18 protein-coding genes are annotated in these 20,477 nt (G+C 60.3%); 4 read left to right on the top strand and 14 right to left on the bottom strand.

Going from position 1 to position 20,477, the window contains the following annotated elements:
* The first annotated feature begins 235 nt into the window (after positions 1-235).
* The gene (locus tag ACQY8Q_RS25995; RefSeq protein ID WP_428429395.1) at positions 236-1,468 is read left to right on the top strand and encodes an aromatic ring-hydroxylating oxygenase subunit alpha; all 1,233 of its coding nucleotides are present in this window, start codon (positions 236-238) and stop codon (positions 1,466-1,468) included.
* Positions 1,469-1,483: 15 nt separating this feature from the next.
* Here the strand turns inward: ACQY8Q_RS25995 and ACQY8Q_RS25990 are convergent, their stop codons facing one another.
* On the bottom strand, positions 1,484-2,011 hold the full coding sequence (locus tag ACQY8Q_RS25990; protein WP_428429393.1) for a hypothetical protein: 528 nt from the start codon (positions 2,009-2,011) through the stop codon (positions 1,484-1,486).
* Between the two features lie 152 nt (positions 2,012-2,163).
* On the opposite strand from ACQY8Q_RS25990, the gene ACQY8Q_RS25985 reads away from it, so the two are divergent.
* Positions 2,164-2,664 carry a ferritin-like domain-containing protein gene (locus ACQY8Q_RS25985; protein ID WP_428429391.1) on the top strand — a complete coding sequence of 167 codons (501 nt, stop codon included), beginning with the start codon at positions 2,164-2,166 and terminating at the stop codon, positions 2,662-2,664.
* A 45-nt stretch (positions 2,665-2,709) separates the two neighbouring features.
* Here ACQY8Q_RS25985 and ACQY8Q_RS25980 read toward each other — a convergent pair whose 3' ends face one another.
* The 10 genes from ACQY8Q_RS25980 to lepB form a co-directional block, all read right to left on the bottom strand.
* Positions 2,710-3,816 (bottom strand): ABC transporter substrate-binding protein, encoded by a 1,107-nt coding sequence (locus ACQY8Q_RS25980; RefSeq protein ID WP_428429390.1) that lies wholly within the window; start codon positions 3,814-3,816, stop codon positions 2,710-2,712.
* Positions 3,813-4,487, bottom strand: a complete 675-nt coding sequence (gene fhuF / locus ACQY8Q_RS25975) for a siderophore-iron reductase FhuF (protein WP_428429389.1) — start codon at positions 4,485-4,487, stop codon at positions 3,813-3,815. The genes ACQY8Q_RS25980 and fhuF overlap by 4 nt, the downstream gene beginning before the upstream one ends.
* 100 nt (positions 4,488-4,587) lie before the next feature.
* Positions 4,588-6,774, bottom strand: coding sequence for a TonB-dependent siderophore receptor (locus ACQY8Q_RS25970; protein WP_428429387.1), 2,187 nt, complete (start codon positions 6,772-6,774; stop codon positions 4,588-4,590).
* A 228-nt stretch (positions 6,775-7,002) separates the two neighbouring features.
* Entirely contained in the window at positions 7,003-8,430 is a 1,428-nt protein-coding gene (locus tag ACQY8Q_RS25965) for a gamma-aminobutyraldehyde dehydrogenase (RefSeq protein ID WP_428429386.1), read from the bottom strand.
* A 75-nt stretch (positions 8,431-8,505) separates the two neighbouring features.
* A complete protein-coding gene (locus ACQY8Q_RS25960) occupies positions 8,506-9,321 on the bottom strand; it encodes an ABC transporter permease (RefSeq protein WP_113313210.1) in 816 nt (271 codons plus the stop codon).
* Positions 9,311-10,264, bottom strand: a complete 954-nt coding sequence (locus tag ACQY8Q_RS25955; protein ID WP_428429385.1) for an ABC transporter permease — start codon at positions 10,262-10,264, stop codon at positions 9,311-9,313. The genes ACQY8Q_RS25960 and ACQY8Q_RS25955 overlap by 11 nt, the downstream gene beginning before the upstream one ends.
* The gene (locus ACQY8Q_RS25950) at positions 10,261-11,259 is read right to left on the bottom strand and encodes an ABC transporter ATP-binding protein (RefSeq protein ID WP_428429384.1); all 999 of its coding nucleotides are present in this window, start codon (positions 11,257-11,259) and stop codon (positions 10,261-10,263) included. Before ACQY8Q_RS25950 ends, ACQY8Q_RS25955 begins: the two co-directional genes overlap by 4 nt.
* 193 nt (positions 11,260-11,452) lie before the next feature.
* Entirely contained in the window at positions 11,453-12,613 is a 1,161-nt protein-coding gene (locus tag ACQY8Q_RS25945) for an ABC transporter substrate-binding protein (RefSeq protein ID WP_428429382.1), read from the bottom strand.
* 129 nt (positions 12,614-12,742) lie between these two features.
* Positions 12,743-13,654, bottom strand: a complete 912-nt coding sequence (locus ACQY8Q_RS25940) for a LysR family transcriptional regulator (protein WP_428429381.1) — start codon at positions 13,652-13,654, stop codon at positions 12,743-12,745.
* Positions 13,655-13,713: 59 nt separating this feature from the next.
* Positions 13,714-14,412: a signal peptidase I gene (gene lepB, locus ACQY8Q_RS25935; protein WP_428429881.1), complete on the bottom strand. Its 699-nt coding sequence runs from the start codon at positions 14,410-14,412 to the stop codon at positions 13,714-13,716.
* A gap of 84 nt (positions 14,413-14,496) precedes the next feature.
* Here lepB and ACQY8Q_RS25930 point away from each other — a divergent pair, with 84 nt between their 5' ends.
* Positions 14,497-15,408 (top strand): alpha/beta hydrolase, encoded by a 912-nt coding sequence (locus tag ACQY8Q_RS25930; RefSeq protein ID WP_428429380.1) that lies wholly within the window; start codon positions 14,497-14,499, stop codon positions 15,406-15,408.
* Here ACQY8Q_RS25930 and msrA read toward each other — a convergent pair whose 3' ends face one another.
* Positions 15,409-16,053, bottom strand: coding sequence for a peptide-methionine (S)-S-oxide reductase MsrA (msrA, locus tag ACQY8Q_RS25925; RefSeq protein WP_428429880.1), 645 nt, complete (start codon positions 16,051-16,053; stop codon positions 15,409-15,411).
* A gap of 296 nt (positions 16,054-16,349) precedes the next feature.
* Between msrA and ACQY8Q_RS25920 the strand changes: the two genes are divergently transcribed.
* A complete protein-coding gene (locus ACQY8Q_RS25920) occupies positions 16,350-16,754 on the top strand; it encodes an ACT domain-containing protein (protein ID WP_428429379.1) in 405 nt (134 codons plus the stop codon).
* Here the strand turns inward: ACQY8Q_RS25920 and ACQY8Q_RS25915 are convergent.
* On the bottom strand, positions 16,747-18,750 hold the full coding sequence (locus tag ACQY8Q_RS25915) for a CocE/NonD family hydrolase (RefSeq protein ID WP_428429879.1): 2,004 nt from the start codon (positions 18,748-18,750) through the stop codon (positions 16,747-16,749). The two genes, ACQY8Q_RS25920 and ACQY8Q_RS25915, sit on opposite strands and share 8 nt — an antisense overlap.
* Before the next feature lie 23 nt (positions 18,751-18,773).
* Positions 18,774-20,363 carry an ABC transporter substrate-binding protein gene (locus tag ACQY8Q_RS25910; RefSeq protein ID WP_428429378.1) on the bottom strand — a complete coding sequence of 530 codons (1,590 nt, stop codon included), beginning with the start codon at positions 20,361-20,363 and terminating at the stop codon, positions 18,774-18,776.
* Between the last annotated feature and the right edge of the window lie 114 nt (positions 20,364-20,477).

Raw genomic sequence — 20,477 nt, 5'->3', positions numbered from 1 at the left:
ATAGCGTCTGCCGGGACCACCCCCCTCTGTCACTGCGTGACATCTCCCCCTCAAGGGGGGAGATTGGCCGCATCCGCTGCGGCTTACCTCACTTTTCTTCACTCCACCCCCGTTCACTTCATTTTTGTTGGACAGAGAATTATCCGCGATCGCCCGATCTCCCCCCTTGAGGGGGAGATGTCACGCAGTGACAGAGGGGGGTGCGCCACGCGCTCTTCAGCCTGGAGGAAGTCCCATGCTCGCACCTGATACCAAGAATACGGCGGTAGCTTCGCCCGACCGCATCGACCAGCTCGTCGCCGCCCACAAGCCCGGCCATGGTCTCGCCCGGCCATTCTACCGCGACGTCGATATCTACGAGCGTGACCTGGAGCGTGTCTTCCGCCGCCACTGGCACTGCGTCGCGCATGAGAGCGTCATTCCGAAGCCGAACGATTTCGAAGTCTTTCGCATGGCCTCCGAGCAGGTGATCCTGACGCGGCATGCGGATGGGACCATTCACGCCATTCTCAACGTCTGTCGCCATCGGGGTGCCGAGGTTTGTACCAAGGACAAGGGCAATGCGCGGGTTTTCGTCTGTCCCTATCACGCCTGGACCTATGGTAACGATGGCAGTCTGCGGGCTGCCCGGCTGATGCCGAAGGATTTCAAGCGCGAGGATCATGGGCTGAAGAAGCTGCATGTCCGGGTTGTCGAGGGCCTCGTGTTCATTTCCTTTGCCGAGAACCCGCTGGATTTCACCGAGGTCGAAAACCTCCTGCACGCCACCTGCGGCCAGTATGGCTGGGGGCAGGCGAAGGTCGCCTACCGGCAGAGCTATCCGGTGGACGCCAACTGGAAGCTGGCGGTCGAAAATTATGTCGAGTGCTACCATTGCGGCCCGGCGCATCCGGAATATTCACAAACCCACGCGCTGGAACAGCCGCTGCATATGATCGAGGCGCTGAACGCGGCGATGGAGGAGCGCACCTGCGCGCTCGGCATCCAGGTCGGTTCCGGCGATCACTGGCAGACATCGGAAAACGGCAAGGAAACCATCCATGCCTTCCGCTATGCGCTCTATGACGGTGTGAAAACCGGCAGCCAGGACGGCTCGCCGTTGAGTACGCTGATGGGCCGCTTTACCGAATTCGACGGTGGCGTCACCTCCGTCCATCTCGGCGGCACGTCCTTCCTCGTCTGCTATCCGGATCACGGCATGATCTACCGCTTCATTCCGAAGGGACCGGAAGCCTGCGAGATGGAACTGATCTGGCTGGTCAATGGCGAGGCGCAAGAAGGCATCGACTATGATCTTGAGAAGCTGAAGTGGCTCTGGACGGTGACGACCGACGAGGACAAATCGATCATCGAGCACACTTCGCGCGGCGTCCGCTCGCATTATTTCGTGCCCGGTCCGATTGCCCCGATGGAGCAGAACGAGCTGCGTTATATCAACTGGTATCTCGACGAGATCAGCCGGCCCTGATGCAGAAGCGGCGCGTTACTGCGCCGCCACACCGCGGATATTGGAAATCTGCGTCGTCCATTTTGGTGCGGACGGTTCGATACCGAAGCGGTTGGGGAAGGTGAAGAAAGTCTCGAACGTCTGTTCCCGGCCGGCCGGAATGCGGGCAAGGATCAGGGCCGTGTCTTCGCCGACTGTCTTGCAATCGTCGGCCGGGCAATCCTGAAGCGTCACCGTCAGATTGAAATTCATCAGATTGGCGGCACTTTTATTTAAGACCGTGCCGGTGACCCGGTAGCTGGTATCCGGCCGGTTGCGGGTGAATTGCAGGCCTTCCAGCGCAATCTCCTCCGGCAGGATGACCGGACGGTTCTGGGTGAAGGGTGGCGGATCGCTGTCGTTGCTCTCGCCAGTACCGTCTCTCATCCAGACCACGAAAGCCGAAAGAAGCGCCAAGGCGACGAGAATGCTGAGAACCGGTTCGGCAAAACGCCGGAAGCGCGACGAGCGCATGGCGAAATATACGATCAACAAGCCTGCAAGCGCAGGAAATATCCAAATCATCAAAGTCCTCCAGACTTCTATATAGGCGGGGCTATGCCGGGATGGAAGCGGTTCGGCGATGATCAGGCAGCGCGTGCGGAACAAAGCACCGGGCTACCCGTTACCTGCTCGTCGCCCCCGACATATTTCAATTGCGGAAAAGGAAGAAACCTATGGCCGATAAAGCCCTGGAAGATCTGTTCTATGACATGCTCAAGGATGTCTATTACGCCGAACGCAAGATCCTGAAAACCCTGCCGAAAATGGCCAAGGGCGCGCAGAGCCCGAAGCTGAAGGCGGCGTTTGAAAAGCATCGTGACGAAACCGAAGGCCAGATCGAGCGCCTGCAGCAGGTGTTTGAAATCTTCGGCAAGCGCGCCGTCGGCAAGACCTGCCCGGCGATTGACGGCATCGTCGAGGAAGGCGAGGAAATCCTCGAGGAATTCAAGGGTTCGCCGGCGCTTGATGCCGGGCTGCTCGCCACGGCGCAGGCTGTCGAACATTACGAAATGGCCCGCTATGGCACGCTGAAGACCTGGGCTGGAATGCTCGGCCTCAAGGAAGCCGTCAAGCTGCTCGACGAGACCCTGCAGCAGGAAGGTGCTACCGATCACGCGCTGACCGCTCTGGCAGAAGCTTCGGTCAATGCAACGGCGATGAAAAAAGCCGCTTAAACCGACTGACCTCATTGGCCGGAGATCCCATCTCCGGCCAATTTTCTATTTCAGGCTGATCCAGTAGGAGCCACGGAACGGAACCGCAGCAAAGCGCGCGTTGATTTCCTTGAGCGATTGATCCGGATCGATATCGGCAAACATCTCCGGCCGCAGCCAGCGGGCAAAGGCCTCCGCTGCCAGAATATTCAGCGGTACGGCATTGAAGAAATTCCACACTCCATGCACACGCCCGTTCTGGACGCCCGACAGGTTGGCCAGAACCGGATTTTTCACGGCTTCTCCAAGCGTCCTGCGGGCCTCGTCGGCGGAAACGCCGGGGCCGACGGAAAAGACGCTGTAGGTGCCGCCCGGCGAAGCGGTGGCGATATAGACCTCCGGGTCAGCCTCGATCAGATACTCGCTGCTGACGATGCCGCCCTGGCGCGGCAGGTTCTTGTTGGCAATGTTGCGGCTGCCGGTAATGCCGATGAATTCGCCGAGGCCACCAGTGCCATAGGCATAGCAGCATCGGTCCGGATTGGGGAAGGCGTCCATCAGCACGGTCGGGCCGGGTTCGGGATTGGCGACGACCCGGTCGGTGATGCGTTTCAGGTGTTCCTCATAGAAATCTGCAAAGGCGTTTGCCTGCTCTTCGCGCTCAAGAATCTTGCCGAGCAGGCGCATGTTGCCGGGCGTGTTCTTCAAAGGATCGCTGTTGAAATCGACGACGAAGACGGGAACACCGGTGCTTTCGAGATAGTCGATTGCCCGCTTGCCGAGGTCGGTATCGGCCTGCCAGTTGGCCATGATGGCAAGATCGGCTTTGAGCGACAGGATCGTCTCGAAAGACAGGCCGTCGCCGGTGCCATTGCCGATGATCGGAACATCCGCAAGCGCCGGAAATTTTTCAACGAAATCCTTGTAGATTTCCGGGTTGTCGCCCTTCAGGTCTCCCGACCATCCGGCCAGCAAGCTGACGGGATCGGGATGGATGAGCGATAGTGCCACCAGGTTGAAGCCGCTGCCAAGCAGGATGGCCTTGGGTTTTTCCTTGATCGTCACCTGCCGGCCTACCGCGTCGGTTAGCGTCATCGGCCAGCGTTCCTGAGCATGCGCCAAGGGCATGACGGCCAGAAACAGGCTCAGGGTGAAAAGGAGGATACGTGTCACATCGATCTCTTTCTTTGGGCGGGCAGGGCGCAGAGTTCGCCGCAGCTCGGAATGCCCGGCAAGAGATAACGCAGGCAACAGATCTTGCGGCGGCAGACGGTTTCTTCCCCATTGGCTTCATGGCGCAGGCAACCGAGAAACGGGTTGGCGCTGCCGTCCGGCAGGTGTGGTTGCGAAAACAGCGATCGTGAAGCCCAGGCATCGCCATCGGCCGGGCGCTCCCGCTCGGTGGCGTTGAAGGCATAGTCGATATAGACGGCCGCATTGTTCCAGGCGAGTTTTGGCGCGATGCCACCGAGTGCTTTCAGCTGCATGATGATCTCGGCCAGATGCTGGCTGACCAGAGGTATGACGAAGGATAAAAGATCGGCGTCTTTTCCTTCGTTCCAGTCCCCTTCGCGGGCGAGACCCAGTGCGCGTGGCAACCCGTCTTCGGCAAGCGCGATGGTCATCTCGCCGGGCATGACTGGCAAGACATGCTCGGCCCGGCGTGCAACGATATAGGGGATCGTCAGCATCGAGAAATAATAGAGCGACCACATCGAGGCGACCGCGCGCCGGTCGGTGCCGCCATGGGCGCCCGCATAGGTATCCAAGGCTGCGGAAAAACCACCGGCGCCGAAAAACTCGGAAAGCGGAATGCCACCCTCCAGCTCCGACGACAGCATCATCTTCTCACCGCACCAGGCGTGCTCCCCGGCAAACACCTCCTTCAGGCCGGAGGGCCTGAAGGAGGTGTTTGTGTCGTGAGTGGCGGAGAGGCTCAATGGATCACCAGCTGTATTTCAGGGAGCCGATGACGGCGCGGCCCTGATCACGGTAGCAGAATCCCGCCGAGCAAACCGTATCGCGCCGGTCGAAGACGTTGGTGGCGTTGACCTGCAGGCGCAGGCCTTCGTACTTCTTGTCGATGGCTGCGAAATCATAGTGGGCGGCGGCATCGAAGAGGACGCGGGCCGAATTGCGCGTCGTATTCTGGTCGTTGCCAAAGCTCGAGCCTAAGAAGCGGGCACCAGCGCCGAAGCCGAGGCCAGCCGCTGGGCCATCCTCCGGCATCGTATAGTCTGCCCAGAGCGACGCCATGTGGCGCGGTACGGAGGAGACATAGTTGCCGACCGTATCGGCCGGACCTTCGGTGATCTTGATGTCGGTATAGGTATAGGACGCGATCAGCGACAGGCCGTTATCGAGGCTGGTATTGGCTTCCAGTTCTAAGCCGCGCGAACGCACTTTGCCGCGCTGAACCTGAATGTTTTCCGGGCCTGTCGGCAGGTTCACGACCTCATAATAGAGGCTGTTCTTCTGATCGATGTTGAAGAGACCCGCCGTGATCATCGTATTGCTGTTGGGCAGCAGATACTTGACGCCGATTTCTTCCTGCTGGCTTTCGGTCGGCTTGAACGGCTGTTCCGTCTCCTTGTTCCAGCCGGCATTGGGCGAGAAGGCGGTGGAGTAGCTGATATAGGGCGCAAGGCCGAAATCGGTCTCGTAGGTCAGGCCGACCCGGCCGGAAAATGCCTTGTCCTTCTGCTGTACCTGGTCCGTCAAACCGCTGGTCAGATCGGTATTGTCCGTGTCGGTCGATACCCAGTCGTAGCGGGCGCCGGCTGTCAGCGTCCAGGCATTGTAGCGAATCTGGTCCTGAATATAGGTGCCGAGCTGCCACTGATCCTGGACGATGCGCTCACTGAAATCGATCGGGTCTGTCGGGCGGCCTTGGGTCGGGTTCTTGGTGTCGAGCGGCGGGGTGAAGCCGGTTCCGGCGAGGGACTTGAACCGCAATTTCGTGTAATCGACGCCTGCAAGCAATGTGTGATCGAGCGCGCCGGTATCGAACTTCGCCTCCATTTGATTGTCTATCACCAGGGAACTGAGGCGCTCGTCGAAGGTGCCGGCGCTGCTGTCCAGCAAAGTCGGGTCAATGGCATTGGGCGCGTAGGCAAAGGCCCAGTCGGCATCGACGTTCAGCGTCGAGACGCGCACGTTCTGGCGGAAGGTGAAGACGTCGTTCAGACGATGCTCGAATTCGTAGCCGAGGCGTGCCTGTGTCTGCACCGAATCGTTGAAGTCCGGATTGCCGGCGAAGATGTCGGTGACGTTGCCGAAGGGATCGTTGTAATAGGCCGCAGAACCGCCAGTCTTGGTGCGGGAATATTCGCCAAGGATGGTCAGCTTGGTGTCTTCGTCCGGCTTCCACGTAAAGGCGGGCGCGAAATAGGCACGGTCATCGGGAACGCTGACTTGCTCGGTATCGGCGCTGCGCAGCAGACCGGTCATGCGGTAGTAGAGCGGATCGGTGTCGTTGATCGGGCCGGAGAAATCGAACTGGCCCTGGTAGCGGTTGTTGGTGCCGTATTGCAGTTGCAGTTCGCGCAGCGGTTCCTCTGTGGGCCGTTTGGTGATCAGGTTGAACAGGCCACCGGCACCGGATGCGCCATAGAGCGCCGACGATGGGCCGCGCAGGATCGAGACGCCTTCAAGCCCATAAGGCTCATTCTTGAACAGCGACGAGCTGGCACCGGGCTGACGCAGGTTGTCGCGGAACATACCGGTATAGGTGACGTCGAAGCCGCGCACGGTGAACGAATCAAAGCGCGGATCAAAACCGTATCCGCCGACGCGCGAGCCCGGCGTATAGGCAAACGTATCGAGAAGCGTCTGCGGGTTGCGATCCTTCAACTGCTGCTCGGTTACGGACGAGATCGATTGTGGTATTTGCAGGAAGGGTGTGTCGACCTTGGCGCCGGTGGCGCTGCTGGTGCCGACATAGCCATCGGCGGTGATGACGCCGCCGCTGCCGCCGGTGACGGTCAACGTCTCAAGTTCGGTTGCTCCATCAGCGCCTGTCGTGGATTGCGCCGCGTCCTGTGCAAACGCTGTTAGCGAGAGGGCGAACAGCGAGGTACCGGCAAGAGCGAAACGGACAGTGGACCGGGAGGCACGGCGAAGTTGGGGCATGTCGGGCACTTTCTGGATAGGCGAGCGATAAGATGACTCGTTCTATCAAGATTATCCTCGCAGAAAAGCGGAATCTATGACTTAATTACTCATGTTTTAAATATTGTGGGATTTGTGCAACATTTTCAGGGGAGCGTTGAATGTTTTCCGTTGGTTAGCGCATAAATTGTAGAAGGCCGCGCTGGTTGCGCGGCCTGGGCTTATGGTCCGAATACGCGGGGTGAGTGCTTATCCGTGGTTGATCATCACATGCCTGACAGCGGTGTAGTCCTCCAGCGCATAGATCGACATGTCCTTGCCGTAGCCGGATTGCTTGACGCCGCCATGGGGCATTTCATTGGTCAGCATGAAGTGGGTGTTGATCCAGGTGCAGCCATATTGCAGGCGCGATGCCGCTTTCATCGCCTTGGAGATGTCCTTGGTCCAGACGGATGAGGCGAGGCCGTAATCGCTATCGTTGGCCCACTTCACGGCCTGGTCGTTTTCGGTGAAGCGGGTGACCGAGACGACAGGCCCAAACACTTCGCGGCGGACGATCTCGTCCTCCTGCGTGGCACCTGCAACAACGGTCGGCTGGAAGAAGAAACCGTCCTTGCTGCCGAGATTGCCGCCGGTGGTGATCTCTATGTGCTTCTGCTCGGTGGCGCGCTCGACGAAGCTGGCCACGCGGTCGCGCTGGCGTTTTGAGATCAGCGGGCCGATTTCGTTTTCGGTGTCGTCGGCGAGATTGTACTTGATCGTCGAGACGGCAGAGGTGAGGTCGGCGACCAGCTTTTCGTAGATGCCATCCTGTGCATAGATGCGGCAGGCGGCGGTGCAATCCTGACCGGCATTGTAATAACCGAAGGTCCGGATGCCGTTGACCACGGCTTCGAGGTCTGCGTCGTCATAGACGATCACAGGTGCCTTGCCGCCGAGTTCGAGATGGGTGCGCTTGACGGTTTTGGCGGCCGCCTGCAGCACTTTCTTGCCGGTGGCGATATCGCCGGTGATCGACACCATGCCGGTCTTCGGATGGTTGATCAGCGTATTGCCGACCGTGTCGCCGCGGCCGAGAATGACGTTAACGACGCCTTCCGGCAGAATGTCAGCCAGCAGGCGTGCCATCTTCAGTGCCGTTAGCGGCGTCTGTTCCGATGGCTTGAAGACGACAGTGTTGCCGCCGGCAATCGCAGGCGCCAGTTTCCACGCCATCATCATCAGCGGATAGTTCCACGGCGCGATCGAGCCGATGATGCCAACGGGATCGCGGCGGATCATCGAGGTGTGGCCGGGCAGATATTCGCCGCCAACAGGCGCATGCAGCGTGCGGATGGCGCCGGCGAAAAAGCGCCAGCAATCGACGATGGCAGGCAGTTCGTCATTGCGCACGGCATTGATCGGCTTGCCGCAGTTCAAGGCTTCAAGAGCTGCAAAGGCGTCGGCATCCTTTTCGATCGCATCGGCGATCTTCAGGAGGTAGCCGGAGCGCTCGCCCGGTGTCGTCATCGACCAGGTGTCGAAGGCCTTTTCGGCGGCCGCGACGGCGCGCTCGATCTGCGATTGTGAGGCTTCGGCCAGGTCGATGATCTTGCCGCCGGTGCGCGGATTGAGGATCAGTTCTTCAGCCTCGGTTCCGGCTTCGAATGCCGATCCGATCAGCAATTGCGTGTCCATGTCTATTCTCCCTTGTTTGCTGGCGTCTGTTCTTGCCGGAAAACCGGTGTCCACTTTTCAGGAACAGACGCGGGATTATTTGCCGGCGCCGGCGATCTGGTCGCCGTCGCGGGTCAGGTAATAGGCGGCCAGGATCGGCAGGAAGGTGACTAGCATCACCACCATGGCGACAACGTTGGTGACCGGCCGCTGGCGCGGGCGGATGAGTTCTTCAAGCATCCAGATCGGCAGCGTTGATTGCTGGCCGCCGGTAAACGTGGTGACGATCACCTCGTCGAAGGACAAGGCGAAGGCGAGCATGCCGCCGGCCAGAAGTGCGGTGCCGATATTCGGCAGGATGATGTGGCGGAAGGTCTGGAACCCGTCGGCGCCGAGATCCATCGAGGCTTCGATCAGCGAGCCGGACACCCGGCGGAAGCGGGCAACGGCATTGTTGTAGACGACGACGATGCAGAAGGTCGCGTGGCCGAGCACGATGGTCCAGAACGAGAAGGGGATATCGGCAAACGAGAAGGCCGAGCGCAACGCGATGCCGGTGATGATGCCGGGAAGCGCAATCGGCAGGATGACCAGCAGCGAGATGGTTTCGCGGCCGAAGAAACGTGTCTGGCTGACGGCGGCGGCGCAGAGCGTGCCGAGCACCAATGCGATGGCCGTGGCAATGGTCGCGACCTTAACCGACAGTGTGAGCGCTGCCCAGACGTCCGGCCGGTTCCAGGTGACCGCGAACCATTGCAGCGTCAGCCCGGGTGGCGGGAACTGGTAGCTCTTTTCTTCTGTGGTGAAGGCATAGAGGAAGATCAACAGGATCGGGATATGCAGGAAGGCGAGGCCACCGATGGCGGCGATCTTCAGGCCGAGCGGAGCGGAGGCGGAGCGGTCAGAGCGCATCGAAGGCTCCCAAACGTTTGGCCATCCAGAGATAGAGGCCCATGATGACGATCGGCACGACGGTGAAGGCGGCGGCGAGCGGGATATTGCCGGCGGTGCCCTGCTGCGCATAGACGGCCTGGCCGATGAACAGCCGCGACGAGCCGACGATCTGGGGGATGATGTAATCGCCGAGCGTTAGCGAAAACGTGAAGATCGAGCCAGCGACGATGCCGGGCAGCGCCAGCGGAAACAACACGTGGCGAAACGTCTGCTGCGGCGTGCCGCCGAGATCGGACGAGGCCTCGATGAGGTTGCCGGGCACGCGCTCCAGCGCTGCCTGGATCGGCAGGATCATGAAGGGCATCCAGACATAGACGAAGACGAGGAAGGTGCCGGTATAGCTGACCGAGAGCGAATTGCCGCCGATGACCGGAAGCGACAGCCAGGCGTCGAGCAGCCAGAGCAGGTGAAGCTTGGTGAAGGCCCAGGTGAGGATGCCTTCCTTGGCAAGGATCAGCTTCCAGGCATAGATCTTGACGAGGTAGCTCGACCAGAGCGGCAGCATGATGCCGAGATAGAACACGGCCTTCCATTTTCCCTTGGCATAGCGCGCCGCGTAATAAGCGATCGGGAAGGCGATCAGCGCCGAGAAGATCGTCACCACGGCTGCCATTGTCACGGTGCGGACGATGATGTCAAAATTGGCGTCCGAAAGCAGCTGCTTGTAGGTCGCAAACGTGAACTCGTAATTGATCAGGCCGGAGAAATCGTCGATCGAAAAGAAGCTCTGCAGCAGCAGCGCAAACAGCGAGCCGAGATAGATGATGCCGAGCCAGAGGACCGGCGGACCGAGCAGGATCACTAAGAGAACGTGCGGGTGTTTCCACAGGAAGTCCGACAGCCGTCCTGTCAGGCTTGGCCTGTTCGGCAGGATTGTCGCGGGAGTGACGAGCGCGCTCATGCTTCCTCCATCAGATGAAGGTCGTTGCGCGAAAACGCCAGCTGCACCTCGGCACCGATATCGGGCACCGGCATGGCGGCGGGGCTGGCAACGATGATCTTCTCGCCGCTGCAATCGACGCTGACGCGGTTGGTCGCGCCCAAGAAGCTGCGGGCGGTGACGGTGCCGGGAAGGCTCAGCTGTTCAGCCCAAGAGGTGCCGATGGCAATGGCTTCCGGGCGCAGGCTGGCGGCTTTTGCCGGAACGCCGAGCCGGGCGCAAATGGCGCTGGAAAGCACATTCGAGGAGCCGACGAAATCGGCGACAAAGCGGGTCTGCGGCCGCTTGTAGATATCTTCCGGCGTGCCGAGTTGCTGGATCTTGCCATCGTTGAAGACGGCGATCCGGTCGGCCATCGACAGGGCCTCGCCCTGGTCGTGGGTGACGAAGACGAAGGTGATGCCGAGTGATTTCTGCAGGGTTTTCAGTTCCTCCTGCATCTGTTCGCGCAATTTCAAGTCCAGCGCACCGAGTGGCTCGTCAAGCAAAAGCACCTTGGGCTTGTTGACGAGGGCGCGGGCGAGCGCCACGCGCTGGCGCTGGCCGCCGGACAGCTGGCCCGGGCGGCGCTGGCCGTAGCCGGGCAGCTTGACCATGGCGAGCGCGTCTTCGGCAGCCTTGCGGCGTTCCTCCTTGCCGACGCCTTTGACCATCAGGCCATAGGCGACATTGTCGAGGATGGAGAGATGCGGGAAGAGGGCATAGTCCTGAAACACCGTGTTGACGCTGCGGCGATAGGGCGGAACGCCCTCGGCTGTCTCGCCAAAGATCTCGATATGGCCGCCGGTCGGCTGCTCGAAGCCGGCCATCAGGCGCAGGCAGGTGGTCTTGCCGGAACCGGACGGGCCGAGCATGGCAAAGAACTCGCCCGCTGCGATTTCAAGGTCGACCGCATCGACGGCTTTGACGGCACCGAAATGGCGCGAGACGTTTTCGAACAGGACAGCGGCGGTCATGGGGTACTCCGTGGGCAAGCGTCATCGTTCCTTTCGTGAAGGAGCGAAGGAGGTTGTTATAATCTCCCCCCCTTGTGGGGGAGATGTCCCGGAGGGACAGAGGGGGGTAATTCCGAGGCTGGGGTTGGCTACCCCCCTCTGTCAGCTTTGCTGACATCTCCCCCACAAGGGGGGAGATCAGATCCGCGCGCCGTTACCGCCCGCCGATGACGCCGATATAGTCGGAGACCCAGCGGTGATAGGGGACGCACTCAGTTTCGCTGGCGCATTTCGAGGTCGGTGTCTTCCAGAACTTCACCTTGGCGAAATCGTCATAACCATTGGCCTTGCAACCGCCGTCGGTCAGAAGTTCATTGCCCTTGCAGGCCGCCCCGACAGACGGGTTGGCACCGAACCAGGCGGAGACATCGCCTTGCACCTTGGGCGACAGCGAATGTTCCATCCACATGTAGGCGCAATTCGGATGGGCGCTTTCGGCGTGCAGCATGGTCGTGTCGGCCCAGCCGGTGACGCCTTCTTCCGGAATGGTCGAGGCGATCGGCTGCTTTTCGGACTGCAGCAGGTTGACCTGGAACGGCCAGGAGCCGGATGCAACGACGCCTTCGTTCTTGAAGTCGTCGATCTGGATCATCGCGTCATGCCAGTAGCGGCTGGCCAGCGTGCGCTGGACGCGCAAAACGTCGAGCGCTGCCTTGTACTGGTCTTCGTTGAGCTCGTAGGGGTCCTTGATGCCGAGTTCCTTGTTGTGAAACATCAGGTAGTTGGCGGCATCGGCCACATGGATCGGGCCGTCATAGGCCTGGACGCGGCCCTTGTTGGACTTGCCATCCGGCAGGGTCATTTCCTTGAAAACGACATCCCAGCTCTTTGGCGCCTCACCCTTGAAGGCTTCGGTATTGTACATCAGGACGTTCGGGCCCCAGACATAGGGAACGCCGTAATGTACGCCGTTGACGGTGTACCAGGGCGACGACTGCATGCGCTCGTCGACGGTCTTGAAGCTCGGGATCAGGTCGGTGTTGATTGGCTGGACGCGCTTGCCGGCCACCAGCCGCAACGAGGCGTCGCCGGACGCAGTGACGAGGTCGAAACCGCCTTCGTTCATCAGGGCGACCATTTCGTCGGAGGTTGCAGCCGTCTTGACGCTGACCTTGCAGCCGGTCTGTTTTTCGAAGCCGGTGACCCAGTCATAGGCCTTGTCGGTCTCGCCCCGCTCGATATAGCCGGCCCAGGCGACGATCGACAATTCCCCTTCGCCCTTGCCGAGCTCCTTCAAGGGCTCAGTGGCGAAAGCATGGGTGGCGAAGCTAAGCGAAAGGGTGAGCGCGGTGCAGGATTTCAGAATCTGCTTCATCTTCATTCTCCCGTTTTGGTGTCCGAATTTTCGGTCTTGTTCCCAAAATGAAAGGTGCCTCCATTTCGCCGCTTTCGCAAATTCATTAATCAGAATGGCGCTATCGGTTTTTCCGATATAGGTCGATTTTTATCGCGGGCGCCCACTCCTCAGCGCCTCGGCCACGCCGATAAAATCCCTGGCTGATTGCGGCAGGCCGGAGCCTTTGCGCCAGACCATTCCAACCTGGACGACGGGCAGGGCGCCCGAGACATCGCGGCTTTCGATGCGGTCGCCTTCCAGAGACCAGGGGCGGTAGACGAGATCGGGCAGCAGCGCAATGCCGGCGCCGGTGGCGACGAGGCTGCGCACAGCTTCTACAGAGCGTGTGCGAAACGCCACATGCGGGCGGGCGCCGAGCGCCGTCAAAAGCTTGCCGGTATTTTCTTCGATTTCATCCACCGTCAGCATGATCAGCGGCTCCTTGGCGATATCGGCAACCGAGATAATATCGGCCGAGACCAGCGGATGGCCGAGCGGCAGCCAGAGCCGGTAGGGCGAGGTCTCGATGATTTCCGCCTGCAGCGCCATGCGGTCACGCAGGTTGGAGATGACCATGACGGCAACATCGAGTTCACCACCGACCAGAAGATGTTCGAGATAGGAGCCGTTATCCTCGATGGCGCTGACCTCGACGCCGGGGCAGGCGCGGCGGTAGCGGGCGAGCAGATCGGATAGCACGTAACCGGCGACCAGCGAGGTGACGCCGAGATTGAGCTTGCCGCCGGTGCGCTCTTCCCGCTCTTGCGAAAACGACCGACGGGCATCGGAAACGCCGGCCAGAATCTTGGTGGCATGACGCAGGAACTGGTGGCCGTTATGGGTGATATGCAGCCCGCGGGGATGGCGCTCGAACAGCTCGACGCCAAGATCGTTTTCCAGCTCCTTGACGGCTTCGGTGATCGAGGACTGCGAAATCGACAGGTTCTGCGCCGCCCGGGTAACGGAACCCTGCTCGGCAACGGCGATAAAATACTGGAGCTGACGGAGCGTGAAGGCCATGCAGCATGGTTAGACGGAGAATCTGTCGGCAGCAACTGGCTCCACTGCGCTAGACTTGTTCATTCGATCCATTGTCGGCGCGTCAGAGCATGCCTGTTGAAAAGCACGAGGCTGGCCTTACCGATGATATAATCCTCGGGCACAAAACCGAGATCGAACCGGCTGTCATTGCTGTTGTCACGGTTGTCGCCCATCAGGAAATAGCTTTCCTGGGGTACGACTACTTCTTCCATATTGTCTCCTCTCCCATCATCGGAAACCTCGAGAATTCCGTGGGTGAGGCCGCTGGGAAGCGTTTCGATGTAGGCTGGGAACTGTCCGGCAAACTCGTCGTGCGTCTGAAATGGCTCCTGGGCGGTACGCGGTACGATCTCACCATTCAGATAAAGCCGTCCGCTTGTCATGCGCACACGATCACCGGGCATGCCTATGATGCGGCTGGTCATGATGAAATTGTCATTGGGGTGAAGAAGCACGACTACATCCCCCTGTAGAGGCTTTATTTGCAGTTGCGCCCTCCCGTCACTTCCGGCTGAGAAGGGGCTTCTGTCCCCATATGCGGAATTGTCGGAAATCATGTAATCTCCAACCCACAGGGTTGGATACATCGCGCCGGTTGGCAATGAGAACCCCTGAAAACCAAACGGGCGCGCTAGATACGAAATGCCCCCGGTGACCGCTATCGTACCGAGCAGAAGAGGAAGAATGACCAGAACAGCGGTAAGAGAAAGTGCAATTTTGCGCCACTGCTTCCACATTTTTTTCACAGATAACCCCTTGCATACAAACGTGAAGCCGGCGCTTATCTGTTGACCGACAGTTTGCCATTTATGGTGGTTATCGTGACACGTGCAATCCCCGCCGAACCCGGGATTCTCGCCTTCCACAAGCGCTGTCAGGATTTCTATCCTGCAGATGCCGTCGATGCCTCCATCCAGCAACAGCGCGCATGGTATGACGCGCTGTGCGCAGAATTCGACGCACCGTCGCCGGAAGGGCTGACGCGGCGCGATGAGATTGTTGGCGGACGGGTTTCCGTTCGCCGGTATCAGCCAGCAGAAGTCGCGACGCAAACGCGGATTTTCTACATTCACGGCGGTGGTTTTGTCGTCGGTTCGCTTGATAGCCATGATGCCATCTGCGCCGAGATTGCGCATGCGGCAAAGGCCGAGCTGGTGTCCATCGATTACCGGCTGGCACCGGAACATGTCTGGCCGGCAGCGTTTGATGATTGTTTCGAGGTGCTGCAATGGCTGCTTACCGATGGGCGGCCGCTGGTTGTTGCGGGTGACAGCGCTGGCGGTAATCTGGCGGCGGGAATGGTGCTGAAGGCCAAGGCAGAAGCAATTGACGGTATTGTTGGGCAGGTGCTGATCTATCCGGGGCTGGGCGGCGATCTTGTCTCGGGCTCTTATGCTGAGATGGCCGAGGCGCCGGGCCTGACGACTGCCGATGTCGCCTACTACCGGGATGTCCTGAAAGCACCGGCAGACAATATGTTTGCCCACCCCTTGAAGACAGTCGATTTTTCCGATCTGCCGCCCGCCTACGTCACCGCCGCGCATTTCGACCCGCTGCGCGATGATGCCGCTCTCTATGCTCAGCGGCTGATCGCTGCGGGTGTTAATGTCACTTATCGCGACGAGCCGCAGATGATCCATGCGTGGCTGCGCGCCCGTCACATGAGCGAGGGCGCGCGTGATGGTTTTGCGCGGCTATGCCGGGGTGTCAGCGATCTGGTTGAAACGCTCTGATCAGCCCTTGGCTTTCAGGACGAGTACCGGCGTGGCGCTGAACTCCGTCGGGAACAACGCCTTGAGGTTTTCGATCTTCGGCATGTCGTTGTAGACGATGTAGGGGTAGGTCGGGTTGAGCGTCAGGAAATCCTGGTGGTATTCCTCAGCCGGATAGAAGGTGGTGACGTCGGACACCTTGGTGACGACCGGATCGCCATAGATTTTTGCCTTGTCGAGCTGGGCGATATAGCTTTGCGCGATCTTCTTTTGCTCGCCGTTGGTCGTGAAGATTTCCGAGCGATATTGCGTGCCGTGATCCGGCCCCTGATAGTTCAGCTGGGTCGGGTTGTGCGCCACCGAGAAATAGATCTGCAGCAACTGGCCGTAGGTGACCATCTTCGGGTTATAGGTGACTTCGACGGCCTCGGCATGGCCCGTATCGCCGCCGCTGACGGTTTCGTAGATGGCGGTATCCTTGGCGCCGCCGGAATAGCCGGAGACGGCGTTCTTGACGCCCTTCACATGCTGGAAGACACCCTGCACACCCCAGAAGCAGCCGCCGGCGAATACGGCTTTCTCCGTGGTTGTGGTTGCTGCCTCATCGATGGCCGGCGGCGGAATGACCACGGCCTCTTCGGCGGCGTTGCTGAAGGTCGAGGACATTGAAAACACCGCAGCGGCAATGGCCGTCACACCGGCAAGCCCGAAAATGAGCGGGCGTTTGGTTGCGTTCGAAATCCTGTCTTTTCCGAGCTGCGGCATGGTAATCCTCCTTCGATGGCTTTGGTACAGGCACCCGCTACCGATTGCAGCGACATGCGCCCTTGCTTTATGAGCAAACAGTGGCCAACAGAGGCAGGCTGGTCAAATCGCAAATGCGTGCGTAACGCCAAAGTGACAAGCCTCCGAGCCGGATACACGTCGGTGTGATCCAGCAGGATTAAGGCAGGGGGAGAGAAATGAGCGGCATTACCGATCTCAAAACGCTGTTGCGCGAGATGCGGCCGGACTTGCGGCCGGGCGACTATGTCTATTGCAGCGTTCCGGCAGATGCGGATGAATGGCTTTCGCTGAAGCCGCTGGGCTTCTTTCGCGAGGACGAGGGGCTGACCCTGATTGTCGAAAAGGCCGATGCCGACAAGGCCGGACTAACCTATGGTCCGGTAATGCGCTGCATCACGCTGACGGTGCATTCCGCGCTTGAGGCTGTCGGGCTGACGGCGGCGGTTGCGGTGGCGTTGACGCGGCATGGCATCAGCGCCAATGTGGTCGCGGCCTATCACCACGACCACATTTTCGTGCCTGCAGACGATGCGGAACGGGCACTTGTGGCCCTGGCAGAGGCCACCCCCGTTCTCACATGAAGTCGCGGGGCACGCGCGTTTCGTCGAAGGTTTTTTCGAAGATCTGCCTCTCCCCTTCGAAAGCGGTCACCGAGGCCGAGGTCAGCCATTGGGTTGCCGTGCAGGCGATCCGCGAAACGGAAACGGTCTTGACCGACCAGTTTTCGCGGCTGGCGATGCAGGTCCACGTCGAAACACCGGTCATCGACAAGGGGTCGTCCATGGCGATCGTCCAGGTTTCGTCGCGGATATCCTGGGTGGCGAGGCCACTGTCCGGATGCTCGGTCAGCCCGCCATCCTCATATATATGGTAGTGCGTCTGGCCCGTCGTCAGATCGCGCTCCACCCGGCGGCTGGTACTGCCGGCCGTGCGCTCGATATACGTCGGCAGTGGATCGGGATTGGCAGGCTCCGGCATGGTGATGAGCTGATGTTCGCCGAGCTTTGGCAAAGCCAGCCCCAGCGAGGCGAGATCCAGCGTCAGGCCGGGATCGGACGGGGCGGGCAGTACCAACGGCCAATAGGCGGTTGAGAGCGACAGCCGGATACGGTGGCCCACGCCAAAACGATAGCCGCAGGCGTCGAGCACCAGCGCTACCCTGGTTTTCTTGCCGTGTTCCATCGGTTTCGGTTCAGCGTTGCCATCGCGGTGGGCAAGGTTCAGCACGCCGAAGGTGACGCGGGTGGCGCTGCCGTCGGGATGGATATCGACGACGCGGGCAATGAGATTGGCCAAATCGGCATCGCAGGAAAGCTCGACCGTTAGCACTGGTTGGCCGAGATAATCGACGGCCTCAGTCAACGGCGCCGTTTCGAAAGTCAGCGAACCGGCATCATCGATGCGCTGGTCGCCGGCCATTTCGGCGTCGGGTTTCAGGGTGAACCATTCGCCGGAGGCCGTGCCGGTGTCGAGCGGCGATTTCAGATAGGCGTTGTGATCATGGGCGCCGGCAATCGGCATACCGTCATTAAGGCTACCGAACTGATCGATATAGAAGGTCTGCATTTCCGGGGAACGCCATTCGTCCTTGGCCACCCAGAAACCGGGCTCGACATTGCGGCGCAGTGCGGGTTTCGGGCCGTCGAGGATGAAGGCGCGCATCTGCGGCAGTGTCTCGACGCCGGTTTCCTCGTCGCGTAGCCAGTGGTTCCACCAGGCGATCGCCTCGCCATGGAAATCGGCGCGTGGTTTCGGCCAGGCAAAATGCGGATATTTGTGTACCCAGGGACCGATCAGGGCTTTCACCTTGTCGCCCAGACCTTCAGCTGCCTTCATCGGCGTGTTGCGGTAGCCGTCGGCCCAGCCGGCAATGACCATGGCCGGCACCGGGAAACCATCGAAATCCTCGCAGATCGAGCCGTGCTCCCAGAAGGCGTCCCGGCGCTGGTGCTGGAGCCATTCCTCCATGAAATAGGGCTCGTTCTCCAGCCGCTCCAGCCACATGTCCTTCCACTTGTCGCCGACCAGCGCCGGATCGGGCGAACGTGACTGGTAGGCCAGCATGGTCGCCGCCCAGGAGAGTTGTGCCGAAAGGTGCGTGCCGTTCTTGTAGTGGATGTCATCGTTGTAGCGATCGACGGTGGAGGCGATCGAGATCACGGCTTTCAGCGCCGGCGGCTTCAGGGCCGCGACCTGCAGGCAGTTGAATCCACCCCAGGAAATGCCCATCATGCCGACATTGCCGTTCGACCAGGGTTGGGCGGCGATCCAGGCGATTAGCTCACAGCCGTCGCTGAGTTCGCGCGGGGTGTACTCGCCATCGATGACGCCGTCGCTTTCGCCGGAGCCGCGGATATCGACGCGCACACCGGCAATGCCGGCTACCGCAAAGACCGGATAGGTGGACTCGTCACGGGCGTTGGTACCGCCGCGCTTGCGATAGGGCAGGTATTCGAGCACCGCCGGAACGGGGCTGGCATCGGCGCCATCCGGCATCCAGATGCGGGCGGAGAGCCGGGTGCCGTCGGCGAGAATGATCCACTCGTTCTCGATCAGGGTAAAGCTGCGTTTGGACATGCTATCCATCTGTGTCATTCCACTCAATTGTCGAACCAGACGCGGCTTGCCACGTAGCCGTTCGAAAGGTCATTGCCGATATCGTGGATAAAGCCCTTCAGCGATGTCGAAGCGGCGTTCACATAGTCGTTGAAGACCGGCAGGATGAGGCCGCCTTCGTCCCGAACCGTCAGCGCCATGGTGCGATAGAGGTCCTTGCGCTTGGTTTCGTCGAGCTCGGAGCGTGCCTGGAGCAGGATCTTGTCGAAATCGTCGCGCTTGAAGCGGGTATCGTTCCATTCAGCCGTCGACAGATAGGATGTCGAATAGCGTGAATCCTGCGTCGGGCGGCCGCCCCAGTAGGAGGCGCAGAACGGCTGGACGTTCCAGACGTTGGTCCAGTAGCCGTCTTCGGGCTCGCGCTGGACCTCGATCTGAATGCCGGCCTTGGCAGCGCTTTCCTGAAACAGCACGGCTGCATCGACGGCGCCGGCAAAGGCAGCGTCGGAAGTGCGCAACGGGATCGGCCGGTCGTGGCCGGATTTCTTGTAGTGAAAGGCTGCCTTGTCCGGGTCATAGGCGCGCTGTTCAATACCTTCGGGCGCAAGCGCATAGTTCTCGTTGACTGGATAGTCGTTGCCGATCTTGCCGTAGCCGCCGAGGATGCGGTCGAGAATGGCCTGGCGGTCGATGGCGTATTTCAGCGCCAGCCGGAGGTCGTTATTGTCGAAGGGCGCAGTGTCGCAGTGCATCAGGAAGCTGTAGAAACCCTTGCCTGCAGTTTTCAGGATCTCGACTTTTGGCGCGCGCTTCAGCATCGGGACCGTCTTCGGATCGATATTGTTGATGAAATGCACCTGGCCGGAAGCGAGTGCCGCGACCCGTGCCGTGTTGTCGTTCATCACGATGATCTCGACACTATCGACGAAACCGCGATCCGAGCGCCAGTCGGCGGTGTTCTTCTCAAAAGTGGAGCGCAGGCCGGCTTCATAGCTTGCAAGCTTGTAGGGGCCGGTGCCGATCGTCGAGGTGGGATTGCTGACGCCGCCGCCCGGCTGGATGATCAGGTGGTAGTCGGTCAGGATCAGCGGCAGGTCGGCATTGCCTTCGGTCAACGTCAGGACGAGCTCGCCGCCCTTGTCCTCGATCGTCTTGATCGAGCGCATCAGGCCGAGCGCGCCGGACTTGGAGCCTTCGTCGGCATGGCGCTTCAGGGTAGCGATGACGTCGGCCATGGTCAGCGGGCTGCCATCGTGGAACGTCACGCCGCTGCGCAGCTTGAATGTCCAGACCGAGGCATCCGGCGATGGGGTCCAGGATTCGGCAAGCGAAGGCACGGCTGCGCCCGTCGCCGGATCGGACTCGACCAGCGTGTCGCCCCAGAGATGGCCGATGGTGAAGAGCACGGAACCGCTATAGGTGGCCGGATCGAGTGAGTCGGTCGTGGCGCCGCCCTTGAGGCCAAGCTTGAGATGGCCGCCGCGCTTGGGTTCTTCCGCGCGGGCCTTGCCGGCGATCAATGTGCCGGAGAAACCGGCTGCCAGCCCGAGCGCTACCGTCCCGCCGAGGAAGGTTCGTCGATTGACGTCGCTGCTGGCAATCAGGCTGTCGGGCTTCTGGGTGAAATCGCGCATTCGCTGTTCCCTTTATCGCTATTTTTCATCAGGAAACGTAGCGGTAAAAGCGATGGGCACAATTTCGCGACTTGACGCTGATTGACGCTACTTTACGCTATGGAAAATTGCGAA

Origin of the sequence: Pararhizobium sp. (assembly GCF_965279435.1) — a bacterium.
Lineage (GTDB): Bacteria > Pseudomonadota > Alphaproteobacteria > Rhizobiales > Rhizobiaceae > Pararhizobium.
This window is presented reverse-complemented; position numbering and strand designations above follow the sequence as displayed.